At 56.0% G+C, this 14,862-nt stretch carries 10 protein-coding genes; 2 read left to right on the plus strand and 8 right to left on the minus strand.

The window, feature by feature from the left end; translation table 11 throughout:
* The 8 genes from DEM27_RS32690 to DEM27_RS32730 form a co-directional block, all read right to left on the minus strand.
* Window positions 1-614 (minus strand): recombinase family protein (locus tag DEM27_RS32690; RefSeq protein WP_133251706.1); only part of this gene is annotated, 614 nt, incomplete at its 3' end.
* A gap of 221 nt (window positions 615-835) precedes the next feature.
* A complete protein-coding gene (locus tag DEM27_RS32700; protein WP_109462413.1) occupies window positions 836-1,783 on the minus strand; it encodes a toll/interleukin-1 receptor domain-containing protein in 948 nt (315 codons plus the stop codon).
* 123 nt (window positions 1,784-1,906) lie between these two features.
* Window positions 1,907-4,072, minus strand: coding sequence for a TniQ family protein (locus tag DEM27_RS32705; RefSeq protein ID WP_165823724.1), 2,166 nt, complete (start codon window positions 4,070-4,072; stop codon window positions 1,907-1,909).
* A 2-nt stretch (window positions 4,073-4,074) separates the two neighbouring features.
* Window positions 4,075-5,016, minus strand: a complete 942-nt coding sequence (locus DEM27_RS32710) for an ATP-binding protein (RefSeq protein WP_165823725.1) — start codon at window positions 5,014-5,016, stop codon at window positions 4,075-4,077.
* Between the two features lie 2 nt (window positions 5,017-5,018).
* On the minus strand, window positions 5,019-7,334 hold the full coding sequence (locus DEM27_RS32715) for a DDE-type integrase/transposase/recombinase (RefSeq protein ID WP_109462408.1): 2,316 nt from the start codon (window positions 7,332-7,334) through the stop codon (window positions 5,019-5,021).
* Window positions 7,335-7,337: 3 nt separating this feature from the next.
* Window positions 7,338-8,108, minus strand: a complete 771-nt coding sequence (locus tag DEM27_RS32720) for a hypothetical protein (RefSeq protein ID WP_109462409.1) — start codon at window positions 8,106-8,108, stop codon at window positions 7,338-7,340.
* 600 nt (window positions 8,109-8,708) lie between these two features.
* Window positions 8,709-10,625 (minus strand): AAA family ATPase, encoded by a 1,917-nt coding sequence (locus DEM27_RS32725; RefSeq protein WP_109462410.1) that lies wholly within the window; start codon window positions 10,623-10,625, stop codon window positions 8,709-8,711.
* A gap of 45 nt (window positions 10,626-10,670) precedes the next feature.
* Window positions 10,671-11,288, minus strand: coding sequence for a hypothetical protein (locus DEM27_RS32730; protein ID WP_109462411.1), 618 nt, complete (start codon window positions 11,286-11,288; stop codon window positions 10,671-10,673).
* Window positions 11,289-11,752: 464 nt separating this feature from the next.
* On the opposite strand from DEM27_RS32730, the gene DEM27_RS34300 reads away from it, so the two are divergent.
* A complete protein-coding gene (locus DEM27_RS34300; protein ID WP_165823726.1) occupies window positions 11,753-11,908 on the plus strand; it encodes a hypothetical protein in 156 nt (51 codons plus the stop codon).
* 177 nt (window positions 11,909-12,085) lie between these two features.
* Window positions 12,086-14,656, plus strand: a complete 2,571-nt coding sequence (locus DEM27_RS32735) for an SIR2 family NAD-dependent protein deacylase (protein ID WP_128755621.1) — start codon at window positions 12,086-12,088, stop codon at window positions 14,654-14,656.
* The last annotated feature ends 206 nt before the right edge of the window (window positions 14,657-14,862 follow it).

Consider the following 14,862-nt stretch of genomic DNA (forward strand, 5'->3'; position numbering starts at 1 on the left):
CGCAGGGTCATCATGTCGTCGGTCATCGGTGATCTTTCCTTCAGGTTGGTCTTGAACAACCCGACCCTACCGGAAAAACACTGGTGACCGCCGATACCCTGATACACCACCTCCTGGGACACGATCTCGTACTCCCTGCGTACCCTGTAGCCATAGCAGATGTTACCTGGCACCCTGCCGTGCTTGGCGACTGTTTTCATACCCTCGCGGGTTCGATATCGAACCTGTTCAAGAACCTCTTGGTTCAAGACTGCACGAATGCCCAGTTCCATCGACGACACCACACTGCCGCCTTGTACGGTCCAAAGAGCGACATCATTGAAATCAAGAATCTTCTGAATGCGCGCACTGTGCTCCAGATCGCGAGAAAGACGATCAAGCGACAAGCATAGAAGGACATCATATTCACCCTGACGGGCGCCAACAAGCGAGGCCTGTAGACCAGGTCGCGTTTCAAAACTAGCGCCGCTTACTCCAGCGTCTACATAGACCCCGAGGACGGACCAACCCTTTGAAACGGCGAAAGATCGCCCGAGGTCAAGTTGCGTCTCAATCGATGTCGGATTTTGCTGATCGGTCGAATAACGGGCGTATATCACAGTCCGGATTGCCATGCTTTTCTCCCTTCACCAACGGTGTCGGGATCATAGCCTACTCTCCGTATCTTTCGCGAAGTTGTCAGCCCCAGCCACTGCGAATGTCGGTGCGGTGACATTTGGGACAGGCAATGCCATACACGGGCCTATCCTCGCGCTTAGCCTCTCGTCGCTCCTCGGGTGTGAGTACCTCGGTTTCAAACCGATGCCCACAATTCAGGCACTGAAAGCGTTTACGCTCAGTCATATTCGATGCCCGCTTGACCAGTGAATTCTAACCAGAGAGCTTCCGCAGCCTGGGGCGCGTCAAGCTTGCTATCGTCGCGCCCCATCATGCTACCGAAGCCTAAGGTGAGATACATGTTGTAGTCGTCGGCGGCGACGCTGATGGCACCATTCGAAGTGTTGGTGCCAGCATGAGCTTCAAAAACGTAGTTGATATCTCCAAAATGGTGCCGTCCACCTTTCCCGTTATGTACGGTTATGTGCGCTTCCCGACCGCCCTTGATGCCACGGTTGACGACAGTGCAGGTAAACGAGCCTTCGTTCATCTGGTGGAACTTCGCCCTGAGGTCTTCAATTCCATTGATCTCGTCGCAGGAGTTGCGAAAGTAGTCACTGATCACGCCGAACGCCTGATCGGTGAACTCACCTTTCTGGATGGAATCAAATTCCTGCTTAATCTTTATCCGTCGACCAGATGACGCGGGAGATGTAGCCCCCTTGTCCGTCCCCGCGGTTTGCGCGGTGCCCGTCGACACCAGCCGACGAACGCCAGAAATCACATCGAGGTAGGCGACGTTGGAATTCGTCCACTCTGAGATCGGTTTGCCGTCTTTCGGGAGAGCAAGAAACTGACTGAATGGCGAGGAGAGCCAATCGCACGGTTCTACAATGACAGGAAGGATATGCAACTTGCCAGACTCCGCCATGCGAAGAGCAACCTCGAATTCCTTATCGTAGCAATAGTTGGAGGCTAGGTAGTCAGGGCTGACGAGCGCTATGAAAACATCGCTTCTCTCTAGAGCCTGCGCAACAGCGCCGTCTAGTTTCCCACCTGGAACAATCTGGTGATCTGTCCAAGTTTCAATGGCTCGCTCCCTCTGAAGAAGGGCCATATGCTTGTGCAACCTTTCGAGATATTTTTCGTCGGCGTGTGAATAGGAGATAAACGCATTCAAAGCCAAGATACACCTCATGAAAAGATCGGCACCGACATCTTAATATAATTCGAGTGCCACTCTCTACCAAGTAGTGCATCTCTGTATCCACACGCAATTTGGCCGATAGACCGTATGGACATCGCACCTTTATTTGAAACAACGATGCATCCCTGATAGCGCATCAGCGGCTGAACCGAGATCGCCGCAGTCACTGACTACCCACGACAACCGCCAACCAGCACCATCTTCAGATGCCTTCCATTCCATACAACCCAGCGCCTCCCTGATCTCGGTCTCCCGTTTCTCAAAAATTTTCCAGCGGCGACTGGTCAACGTGGGATGCAGATCAAATCCGAGTGAAATAGCCCCTGTAACACCGTCAACGGAGACATCGACCACCACCTTCCTCGTCGCGGTCCTGAGTTTGGCTCCGACCTCGGTAATGGTTGGCGGAAGCGTGAACATTGGACACCGCTTAATGGCGATTGCCCGGAACTTTTCCCAAAGGTCGCTGCTCGCTACACGCGCGTCATCTGGATCACACGAGATTCCTAGAGCTCGACGGGCCGCCGAACGCTCGACGACTGCACTCGAATTGCGCAGACCGAAGCAGGTCGATACACCGATAGCGGACAACTCATCTTCGACCTCGAAGTTCATGCAGCCGAGTGTGGATCGGTAAATTTGCGCGCTGGCGAATCGGCGATGGAAACCAAGCACGCTTTCGCGTCGAAGCACACCGCCCGCCGCCCTTTCCAAAGCACCTAATTCAACGAGACGACTGACGGTTCCATGGTTCAGTTGAACCATGGCTGCCGCTTCAGCCATGGTCACGACTTCGACCTCAGGGGCGTGAACGACAGACCGCGAGTTCAAGCGACGGCGACTTTCAGCAACGACCCTGATCGCACGAAGATCAGCACAACTCGCCGCCCGTACGGTGGCGATCTTTCCGTCCAGCGCTTGAATCAATACAGCGTCTACGGAGAGACCTTTCCGACGGCCGAAACTGCGCAATGACACCGACTCAACGTCCCGTACGGGTACCTTGTCGAGGACCTCCTTTACGAAGCCCTCGACTTCGGAACGGATGAACATCCGCCCCAGCGCAAAATGCCCGAACGAAACCAGCCGCCCGCTACCAACGAGATTTTGCCATTCCCAGGTCTCCAGACCAAGAATGCCTGTGACCTCTGACGATGGGATCAGATCGGCGATAGCGCGGCGCAAAGCATCAGCCTGCGCCGAGTCGAGTTCCCATGGTTCCGCGGACAAGGGAATGACTGCAAGGTGACGGGCCAGTGGGACCAGCGCCTCCATCCTGATATCGAGTTCGATAGCGAGAGCCGACAGCGCCCTCTCGGCATAAAAGTCACCAGTTTCTCGAAAACGCTTCTTACCCATCTTGCCGATCGGCTCGAACGCCTCATTAGAGGCTTGGTTCAACATGTTACCGATCTCGGTACCTGGCAGTTTCGGCCAGGCATTCCACGCCCACCCCATGCTTTCCATCTTACCGTCGCGGCGGACCTGAGACGGCACCATTTCGATGAACCACGCATGCATTGCGGCGACGAGATCGTCTCGCGAACCTTCGAGTGCCGACATGCCGACCGCAAGCTTCTCCATCGGGTCGGCAGGGATCATGCGGGTACGGTCGTTACCGAGCCACATCCCGAGATATTCGCACGCCTCGATCACCTCGAAGAGTTGATACTGTCCGAGCAGAGTCCACGATGTCGTTGGCGAGGCGGTGAGGCGTTCTACGATCAATGCCTCGAGGCTCCGCGCGTGCCAGTCTGCCTGGGAGGGAGCATATGCCGCCAGTGGATTCCCGCTGGTGTCACTTGTGATATCCGCCCACCACCAGCCAATGGGTTGCCCAGCGACATCCACGTCCTCGATAACTGTCCCATGTTCGGGGCATTTGCGGAAGGCGAGGATGTCCCACCACACCCGATGATGCGGCGCGTCCGCCAGGCAGGCCCGACAGAAACGGCGGGTGGTGAAAGACATCTGCCTCTGTCGCAATCTCTGACCACCCAGGTCGTAGTATGCTCCGTCGGCGATCGGACTGAAGCGCCTGAGCGTGTCCTTGTTGTCTTCGTTGATTGGAAGCTTCAGCAAAGTGCCCAGCGCCTCCTCTGGGGTCAAACGGCGACCGTTGAGCCCGATCTCGTTGGCATAGACGCTAGCGCTGTAATGCCCTTCGTTGGCGACAAGGCGCAGGAAATAGCCATGCGCCGGCTCACCGTGACAGGGCTTCACGCTCCAGTTCGAAAACGGGAGATACATCGACGCATTGATGCCCATTGTCATACCTTCCTGAAATAGTTGCGGGTATCGCCGACACGGACAAGCGCATCTGACGATCGCCGCAGGTGATCGAGCATGATGCAGGTCGCGCCGTCGTTCATCGCGAGTGCGGACGCATCGCGGACGAGGTTCATCACCCGACCAATGGACCCGCCCGTGAAGGCGTGGATGTCGGCGGCAACGGCAGAACTGTCGTGCAGAACTGACGGCTCTTTGAACGGAAGACGCGCATCGATCTTGTTTAGCAGCAGACGAAAATCGTCGAACTCTTTGCCCGCGTCACCCAGCGGTTTCAGGACCTCGCGTTTGAAGCCGCCGCGTCCTTCGAGATAGTCCACGCCCGCAATGACATCACGAACGCTCTCCTCTCCAACAAGCAGAACGTTGAGCGTGTGCAAGTCGGCCATCTGCTTCAGGAAACTCTGGAAGCCCGACAGATGGGACCTCGTTCGCCCGAGGAACAGGAACTGTGCGTCGTCGATGATGACGAGTTCCGCACGCACCTGGCGCAGGCGGTCAAGAACCATATTGATCCGTGCCTGCGTCTTAATCTTGGCTGGCAGGGATCGCATGCCAGTCGCTGTCGCGAGAGTATCCGCCAGACTTGACGGCGTTGTCTGGTCGGTCGCTGTGATGTGAAGCACGGGGTATCGCTCGCCATCTTGATCAGGTCCTGGCAAAACGATGCTTTCAACGTAATAGGTGCAGATCGTCGATTTTCCTGCACGCGACGAGCCAAGAAGTCCGCCGATCTTCCCCGTACCATGGGTGCCGCCCACAAAGGGAAAATGGAAGTCACGGATGAACTGTTCGCCCTTCTTGAAGACGGGGTATTTGTAGAGGAGCCGTTCAACCATGAACTGGCGCTCACGCACGCCGAGCGCGGCGGCGGCGAGACGTTCTTCGGGGGTCTTGAAGGGGTTCTCGTGAAAGGTTGTCATATTTAGTCCTCCCATTCTTCGTTGCGAGCGGCGATGTCGGCGATCGAGCTGGTGCCAGCACGCTGAGGTTCCAGTTCAGGCGGCGTAGGTACGTCGGAAACAGCGTCCACGAAGACACCGTCCTCATCGACACCTTCGGATTCGGCGGCGCTTGGCGCGGGCATCCGGGCCTTGGCCATCGGCGAACGGGGTTCCAGTCGATTGGCTTTCGCGGGACGGGCCAGATCAAGACGCTGGGTGATCACGCCATCCTCAACGACGACAGGGCGTGAGCGCTCGATGCGCGTGGCCTGCCTCGTCATGAACTGGGCGAGTTTGATTGCTGTGCCATGCTTCTGGCGCTTGGCGTGGATGTCTACGATTTTCTGCATGAGTTCGGCCTTGGCAGCCATCAACGCAGGCGCGTTCGCGGCTTCGTTCGTCTTGGCGCGATGATGCTCCATGATGCGCTTGTGCTGATATGCCCTGAGGCCCGTCGCGTAGGATGCATAAGCACCGCTGATAGGGACCTCGATGAAGCGGCCCTTCTCCCACGGGATTTCAATCCAGATTTTCGAAAGGTCCGCGGGGTCGCGTGTAGCGGCGTATTTGGTACCGTGGAACTTGCCTTCGCCGCGCTTGTGGCGAGCGGATAGTTTCAGGACATTGGCCGCGGCGGACTGGTATTCAAGGTTATCCCAGCGGATCATGCCGTGGTCAGAGATGCCGACATCGCGCGTCTGACCTGCCAGCCTGACCAGGATGGACGGGTCCTGGATCGGCCGTCTCGGGATATTGGCGATACCGCTTGCCCACAGTTCATCAGGGACCGCTGACATCCTCAGAACTGGGCCAAGCCCCTGATGTGGCGCGCAGTTGTAGATTTTTGCGAAGTAGAAGGCGAGAAAACCGTTCAATTCGGCAATATCAATGTGCGGCAGTGCCTTGAGACGGTCGTCGTCGAACTTTTTTCGCTCGTCGGGTGACAGGGTGGTGCTACCTGGCAGGCGTTCGACGAGACTGACACCCAGGACGCGGAACATGTGTTCTTCCGCGCCTTTTTCCCACGGGTGGCCAGGTCGGTATTTAACGGTCTGCATACCCAGCTGCCGCGCGGCGTTGTGGATGTCCATGCCGATCAGGTGCTTGGCGTTGTCCACTCCCAGACGGAACGGTCTTCCGTACCAGCGATACGTCACGTCTGGCGGCAGGCTGTCAGGGTCCTTTGGAGACATCGCGTGTAGAAGCCCTTCGAGAAAGGTCTCGTAGGACGGCGGTCCGAATGAGATTGCCCACCCGAGAATGATACCCGAGAAGCGATCGCGAAACAGGACGAGATCGGGCCGACCGAACGACACCCCTTCACCGAACACGTTGATGTTCAGCGTCGAGTGGTCAACATCGACAATGTCGAGGAGGTGAGCAGGCCGCAACTGCGTGATGCGATCAGCGAAGGCGAGTTCTGCGCTTTCATCTCCATAGGTGAGACTATGGCGCGTAAAGCGATCCACCTGCGCCAATCGCCGCTGAATGGTCGTATCGCTGAAAACGGGATCGACCTCGCCAATCCTTGTCACCAGGTTCGGCATATCCGCATATTTTCCGCCTGGCTGCGACCACCCCCACAGAAGTGCCTTTACGCCGTTCCAGTCGCCGCCGACGAAAACCGTCTCCTCGACAGCCTCGCGCACGGCATGCTCGGCGCGGTTCGGCTTACGAGGGGTCTGATTGCCGCGCCGAGGCCTGTCGGCAACGGCTGCGGTCCTGTCGAAATTGCGGTCTTTCCTCAGTCGAGCGAGCTTCTCGTAGAGCGATGTCATCGACGGTGGCTTTTCGCCTCGCTTCGCGGCGAGCTCCTGGACAGCCCGTTCCATGACTTTCCGCGACCGGCCGCCTTTGCAGTACTCCCCGAACGCTTTGAAGACCTCATCGAGATAAATGAGCATCCGTTCAGCCTTCTCAAGCCGAGCCCCTTTGATGGACATGCCATACCCAGGCGTGCCGCCGCCACGTCCTTCAGTTGCCGCGGCACCGACGGGCATGATGCGGCCCGCTTTCTCCAGACACGCGATCTGCCAGTTGGTCAGGTGCATCACGAGGGCGTTCTTCGGAGACTTGAGACGGACAAGCATATCGTCGCCCGCTTTACCGAGATCGACCCACTCCTCGACCTTGTACGCGGTGAATACAGTCCTTTCGGAATTGAAGATGTGATAGATGTCGTCGGCACGCATATCGAATACGTGGTCACATGTGCCGTTCGGCGGTGTCACAGGGATGTTTTCCTGCGTGATGACACCTTCAACGAGCTTGGTCGGGTCGAAACGGTCCATTCCCATGTGTCAGGCTCCCCGAAGACTACGTGCGGTGACGGAGGTCGTGGCCGCGAACGGCATGGACAGGTCGATATCCAGTTCACCTGAGATGCACATCTGCATGATGGCGGTGTAGACCGTATCCGCGCCGTCCACGTCGAGAGCGGAGAAAACTTCCCGCAGTTCCTCGTCGGCGTGCAATGCCGATTTCAGCACCCCAATACGTGAGGGAAAATGGCAGCGGCGCAACGCCTCAGTCACCAGCCAAACCTCGGGAGGATCGAGCGGTGTCGCTTTATGTGCCCACATTGCCTTGAGGTTCGGGAACAACGGATGTGCGAGGAGGCAGAGTTCGTCGTGCACTGCATATGCACAGCCATAGTGAGCGGCGATATGGTCCTCGAGGATACGGGTACGCCGCGCAATCCAAGGCTTTTCGGCCTGCTCGTTCACGGGTACGTAGTCGATGAAGACCACACTTCCATCCACGCGGCGAACAGCAACATCGGGAAGATGCTCGCGCTTCACCGCCATGTTATTACGAGTCGGCGCGAAGTATTCGATCTTCATCGGGTACGGCGCGATGGCAGTCACATCGGGATCGGTATCGAGGTGGACAAGACCGTCCGCCATCAGTGGAAGGCGTGCGAAAACCTCACCCGCTGGCGACTTGTCGGTCGGGAACGTGACTGGTAGCGTGCGATAGCGCGTTCCCCACTCAGGTTTCCAGAGCGGCACGTGGTTATGTGTAAACAGTGTTGGCGGAAGGTTCCGCACCCCGAAATCCATCAGGTCCATGGCCTACTCCTGCGCCGAGCAAACAATGGAATCGGAAGTCTCCGCACCGCCGCAAATGAGCAAGGCGGCGACGATCTCCGTAGGTAAGCCACAAAGGCGGATCAGGTCATCCGTGGACACGGGTACCGCCTTCTTAGTCAGGTCCGAAGTTTTCGCAAACATGCGCACTCCCTTCCAGTGCGCGGCATAGCCGCGCGGGTTGAACTTCCACTTGAACGGACTGTTCAGCGGTCTATTCGGAACCCAGACTGGAAAGCGGACGAGACGATACGGGCGTGTTTTTCGCCTTGAGCAGTATCGAAGGTAGAAAGAAATCGGTTCAAGTGGCCACCCTGGTCAGACAGTTAGTCGGGTGGGTCGTCGGCTCTGGATCGGCCGACATCGAAACATCGGCGAGCTAGAGGCCAGCGGCCCGTGCAGTTATTCGTATGACCGAATGCGACGCGATGTTCACGTAGTGCTCCATTCCTGAACTGGTTCGCCGTGTACGCGTAAATTCTTAACAAGTCATTAAAGCCGGACTGCGCGCACGCGTCCTTTGTTAACTTTTCCGATGCCGCCCACTGTCGCGAACGGGGGCGGCATCGGAACCGCTAGCCATCACGTCCTGACAGATGCGGTATTTCTGACCCCTTCGGCGAGAAGCGCTCGAACCTCTGTGCCTTCTACGTGCCCGTCTGTGACGAGCTTTCTGACGACTTGGTCGAGGCATGCACGATGTTCGCCGAGCATGAGGACAGCGCGGTCGAACTGCGCTCTTAGGCGCGCGTCAACGAGACCGCGCAAATGGGGGTCACGTTCACGAAGATACTCAAGCGGACGGCCGCCCTTACCGAATTCGACAGATAGGACCTCTCCAAGTCCAAGGCATCGCTCCATCCGGGTTGCGACATCACTTGCGAGACCCAGATCGGACGAGGGATCGCCACCAGCACCGTCCGACCGTTCGCCGAAGACAAGTTGCTCTGCCGCACTCCCTCCGAGCATCATGGCGATCCTGTTGTCGTAATATTCTGGCGTGCCAGCAGTCTCCGTTGCATGCTGGAAGACTGCGGCACCTACGACACGGCTGACAGGGTTCACCGGAACGTCCCGCTCGACATAGACATAACGGATACTGTCTGGAAACAGCAGGGTTCCGACGACGGCGTGTCCTGCCTCATGAACTGCGACACGCCGCAGTTCATCATCGCTGAGAAGTCGGCGTGCCGGCATAGCCTTCATGACGAGACTTTCACTGATGGGTACGCGATGGCGCCTGGCGAGCCTGCGCACGTCACGAACCAGCTTCTCGATGTCTGCACCGCTCCAACCGCGAGATGCCTGGGTGAACTTCCCGAGGTCTCCGTCAACGACATGGCCTCCAAGATGCTGGCGCAAGATACCAACCCTTGAAACAGCGTCTGGCAAAGGAATGTCGATACGGACTTCAAGCCTGCCAGGCCTCAGCAAGGCGGAATCAATTCCAGACGGATCGTTCGTAGCACCGACGACCACGACCCCTTCGCGGCCCTCAGACGGATCGAGACACTCAAGCAGTGCATTTACAGCCTGACGTTTGTAGTCATGATTATCGCTGTCTACCGCAGCTTCGCGACTGCCGACGGAATCGAACTCGTCGAGGAACAGGATCGAAGGGGCCTTGGTTTGCGCCTGTTTGAAACTCGCGCGCATGGCCTTCAGGTAATCCCCGAGGTGACCAGCAGCTTGCCAGCGTCCAGTCGAGGCCACGACAAGTTCCACCCCGCAAGAGGCAGCCAATGCTTTGGCGTAGCTGGTTTTCCCGCATCCTGGTGGTCCGCAAAGGAGCGCACCCCTGTCGACATCCTCCCACGCGATCTCTCCGCGTTTCCAACTAGAGATGTCTTCCGCAAGCCGCAGGCCCCAGTCCTTGGCTTCGCCATAACCGTGGGTGTCTTCAAGACGCAACGCGGATGGTTTTTCAGCTAATGTGGGCAGCTCAAGGCGCTTCTCCGCCATTCGTCGAAGCTGTCTGATCGAGTTCAGAAGTGGTCGCGTCGGCCTGATAACGGCGGCGATGATGTCGAAAGACTGGGTCGAGAGGAACTCGGCGAATTCCTGTGTCATGCCAGGCACCTTCGCCGTTCTAGAGGCGGCAATTAGATGCGCAGGGGTCGGCGTGACGACATGCCTGACCAGGTCGGCACCTGCGAGGAATTCTGGCGGCAGACTTTCCGCCTTCTCCGTAACAACGACCACCTGACGGCCATGCCTGAGACGGTCGTGGATTGTCCGCGGTTCGATGGTCTGCTCGGCAAGGGTCATTACAACGGCGGTCTCGTTGCAATCCTGATCGACCGGCACTGGATCACGGATGAATGTCGACACGGCGCGGCCGTAGTAGTCCGACGTGCCTTCAGGCACCACCAAAACCGCGACGTAGCAGATATCCTCACGACGAAGGAAATGCCGAAGAGCGTTGCGAATACCACATCGCGCGACTGCGACTGCAAGGCTGGGCGGGGAGTTTCGCCAACTGACTGACCTGTAGGACATGGAACGGCTCTCTTTTGGCTTGGAAACACGGAAACGCGGAACTCGTTACCGCGATATCCGACGCACCGTGGTTTCCGGACCAAGAGGCGCGTCGTCGAGATCGACCTCGACGTAACCGTGGAGAATGAGGGCCGCGATCCCAGGAACAGGTTTTGTTTCCTGGAAAGCCTTGAGGCATTCCGCGAGCGGTAGTGATCCGTGTTCGTCGAGGGCGGAGAGTAGCCGTAGGCGGTCGCCGAGAGGCGTGGTGGCGTAGGCGTATCTCAGCAGATCGCGGGCGTTTCGCAACCTGAATCCGTCGTAGACTTCGGTCCGCCCGAGAAGCCTGTAGCGTGCGTCGCGGCGGATGGCCTCATCATCGAGCAACTGGATATCCACGGAGCGTGCCCTGTCTGGCGCGTCCATGAAAAGAATGCTGCCATCCTCGTTGAACACCTGATAGTCGGCAACGTGGACGATGCCATCGACATCAAAGGGATGCGGCATGCACTGCCAGGAAGTCACAGATGGATTTACGTCGAGAAGGCAAGCGACATCGCGGGCCGCCTGGGAACGGAACAGGCGGACACCATCGCATTTGATTGTGCCGGCAGGGCTATAGGTTTGGATCGACGCGGAAGTCCTCGCGGCCCTAAGCGATGCCGCCTGCTTTGCAATTCCCATGACTACCTCTGACAAACACGGTTAGTCGTCACCGCGGTCATCGCGGCGGCGGGGTTCAACCTATTCGTATGAGGTGCTTCGGGCTGTTTTGCATACTTCGAACATATATAGAACGAAATCAGAGAATCAACTGGGCACTGCATTTTTTTATAGCGCCACCAGTCCGCGTATTTTGATTGACTCCACGCAAAAGTTCTTTATTTGTTCCAAGCCTGAGCGATGCCCCATTCCGCTTGGAGGACAAAAAACGATGACACAAGTTCGTAGGATCAGCTCTCGAATATGACCGTGCCGGCACGCGCCGTGGCGGCGCTTCCTGCATCGTCAACACGTTCGATAGAGGTCCATCCATGTTCGCAGTCCGTCTCCCGTTCCGAATAGGTCGCTGATCCCGAGAGGGATCGCCGCCTTCCTCACCCGGTTTAAAACGACCGCTTACAGCGCGGTCATAGGAGAGAATTGCTATGTTCCATTCAACCCGCATCATGTCCGACTACCTCGCGACGATCGCTGATCTCGATACCTACGGATGCGACCCTATGTCGATCGAAGGCCTCAGGGATGAATTCGAGGTGTTCCCAATCTACGAAGAAGAGTTCGAAGGTTTCACTGGTATCTGAAGTCATTTTGCCAGTGACCAAAACAGCAAGCTTGACCCTCGTAATGAAGGCTAAGCTTGCCCGGACGCATTCTTTTATGACCGATTATGATGCTCACGGTGGAGATTTATGGACCTCGATCAACCTTTCGGTTAGCTATGAGGTTCGTCTTCAGATGCTAGCTTTTGGGGGGGACTTGTGGCTGAAAAGAAGTCAGAACTCGCGCTGTCCGGGTCTTTGATCGAAGCCGTTAAATCACAACGCTGCGTCCTATTCCTGGGAGCAGGCGCTTCTAAAGAAGCCAAAAACCTGAGCGGTGACAAGCCGCCGGATTCCAATCAGCTCAGAGATATACTGGCCGAAAAATTCTTCAGAAAAACCATGACAAACCGTGATGTCATGGGTGTTGCCGAAATGGCTATCGCCAACAGCGGTTCAGCTTCACAAGTCTATGAGGAGGTAAGGAAAGCATTCACAGGATTTACTCCGCAGGCCGCGCATAAACTCATCCCAACGTTCAACTGGCATGCCATCGCTACCACCAACTACGATACGATCGTCGAAGGAGCTTATGAAGATGTAAAAACCCGGATGCAGCAACTCGTTCCAATCGTAAAAGATGATGAGCCCATCGATCAGCGCCTACGTGAGTTTTCCAACCCAGTTCCCTACCTAAAACTACATGGCTGCCTGAATCATATTCATGATTCTGACATTCCGCCTATCCTTTCGAGGGAAGTGTACTCAACCTATTCGAAAAATAGGACACGCCTGTTCCTTCGTCTTCAGGACATGGCATTCGAGCATAGCTTCATTTTTGTCGGATATAGGCTGGACGATTCCCACATACGCGATCTCATCTACAACCTTGGACCAGGACGACGACCACGATGGTACATGGTGACCCCGAACGCCGAGCAAGAGGATATTGATTTTTGGGCAACTAAGAACGTTGAGCTTATCAAAGCTTATTTCGGTGGCTTCATGTCCGCTCTTGATAAGTCGGTTCCCCCGCTTTTCAGACGACTAAGCCACTCTGCGGACGTATCTGACTTCCCGATCCGGAAATTCTACAGCACGCATACCGTAGAGTCGGACTTGGCGAACCGCTCCCTACGCACCGACCTAACCTTCATACACTCAGAAATGCCGATTGAAGCTCAAACTGCTGAACAGTTTTATTCCGGTTACGACACCGGATGGGGAGCAATCGTCAATCGTTTTGATGTGCGCCGCCAAGTCGAAGAAGATATCTTATTCAAGGCAGTTCTTGAAAACGAGGTACCTGATGGTCCCGTTTTGATTGTGGCGAAAGGACCTGCTGGTTCAGGAAAAACGGTTGCGTTGAAACGTTCAGCCTATGAAGCTGCAACGGTGTCAAACGTTATTGTGCTATGGTTTAACTCCGACGGCGCTCTGCGCCCCGCTGTTTTCGATGAGTTATACGAACTCACCCAGAAGCCAATTTATCTTTTTGTGGATGACGTTGGTCTTCACGTTGAAGAACTAACAACTCTTCTTCGTCATGCACGCGTGAATAAATTACCACTGGTTGTTGTGGGCGCAGAGCGAGATTCTGATTGGCATACCTATTGCGGCGACTTGGAACGCGAATTCCCAGGGCCGGAATTGAAAGTAAGATATCTCTCTCGCAGGGAGATAAACGGCCTGCTCGACTTGCTTGAAAAACATAATTGCCTTGGTTTGCTGGCGGCGGAATCGCGGGAGGAGCGCATACGACAATTTGAAACCGTAGCCGAGAGACAATTGCTTGTAGCTCTTCACCAATTAACTCAGGGAAGACCGTTCGAAGAGGTACTTAAACTGGAACATCAGCGAGTAAGTCCAGAGCAAGCTCGACAGCTGTACCTCGACATTGCGACAATGCACCAATACTCCGTTAGTGCTCGCGCTGGTACAATTTCGCGAATATCTGGAATAACTTTTCCCGACTATCAGGAAAAATTCTTCGCTCCGCTCCTTAATATCGTCAAAGCCGAAACGGATAGGTACTCGGGAGACTACAGCTACCGAACCCGTCATGCTCGTGTGGCTCAGTTAGTGTTCCGACAAGCATGCTCTACCGACGAACAGAAGGCTGATCAGTTCGCCAGAATTATCTCTGGCCTTGATGTTGGGTACTCTTCTGATTCAAGAGCACTTGAGCAGATTTCCAAGGGTCGGGCACTCGCTAATACCTTTGCCGAGCCCGAGCCTGGCCGACGTATTTATGAAGCGGCCGCTACCGTAGCGCCTAATCAAGCGTTTATTTACCAGCAGTGGGCGTTGTTCGAACTTCATCATATCAGAGGAAGCTTGGATGAAGCTGAACGACGTGCCAATCAGGCTCATAAGATCGACGAGAAAAACACTGCGGTCATCCACACCCAAGCGGAAATTGATCGTATCCGTGCGACCAAGGTGAGTTCAGCCTTAATGAAGGATCAGCTCCGCCGACGCGCGCGGGAACGCTTGAACACGTTGTCAAACAATAGCCCATATGCAGTCTCGAGCAGATGTAAGTTGCTGGTGGATGAGATTGCAGAGCTTAATCGCGAACTTCGTGACGATGGCCCTGAACACGAAGCCATTTTCTTCGCCGAAAAAACTCAAGAAGCGGAAAATCGAATCCGACTTGCCATGCAACAATTTCCCGACGACCCAGATATCGCCCAGATCGAGGCGCGTTTTCGTGAGGAGATCAATCAAGAGGAGAGAGCTCTCCGGGCGTTAGAGAAAGCACTTAGGCTTAGGCTCAGGACTCATTAATTGATCCAGTAGCAGCAAACTGCAGCGATGATGATAGCGGACAGGAAAGTATGGGCGCACCGATCGTATCGTGTTGAGATGCGATCGTGTCCCAGGAGATGGTGTAGCTTCGGCGATCGCCGTGCCTTCCGGACAGAGCCGGGAATTGATCAGCTTGCTGCTGGCAGGCTGATGAGCGGATCATCGCTCATCGCGGCGATGGTTTC

The organism is Rhizobium album, assembly GCF_003122325.1.
GTDB classification, from domain to species: domain Bacteria; phylum Pseudomonadota; class Alphaproteobacteria; order Rhizobiales; family Rhizobiaceae; genus Metarhizobium; species Metarhizobium album.

Bases quoted from the DNA above. Each gene is read 5' to 3' on its own strand.
- DEM27_RS32705 (WP_165823724.1), bottom strand. From the start codon at position 4,072: ATGGGCATCAATGCGTCGATGTATCTCCCGTTTTCGAACTGGAGCGTG.
- DEM27_RS32710 (WP_165823725.1), bottom strand. From the start codon at position 5,016: ATGACAACCTTTCACGAGAACCCCTTCAAGACCCCCGAAGAACGTCTC.
- DEM27_RS32715 (WP_109462408.1), bottom strand. From the start codon at position 7,334: ATGGGAATGGACCGTTTCGACCCGACCAAGCTCGTTGAAGGTGTCATC.
- DEM27_RS32720 (WP_109462409.1), bottom strand. From the start codon at position 8,108: ATGGACCTGATGGATTTCGGGGTGCGGAACCTTCCGCCAACACTGTTT.
- DEM27_RS32725 (WP_109462410.1), bottom strand. From the start codon at position 10,625: ATGTCCTACAGGTCAGTCAGTTGGCGAAACTCCCCGCCCAGCCTTGCA.
- DEM27_RS32730 (WP_109462411.1), bottom strand. From the start codon at position 11,288: ATGGGAATTGCAAAGCAGGCGGCATCGCTTAGGGCCGCGAGGACTTCC.
- DEM27_RS34300 (WP_165823726.1), top strand. From the start codon at position 11,753: ATGTTCCATTCAACCCGCATCATGTCCGACTACCTCGCGACGATCGCT.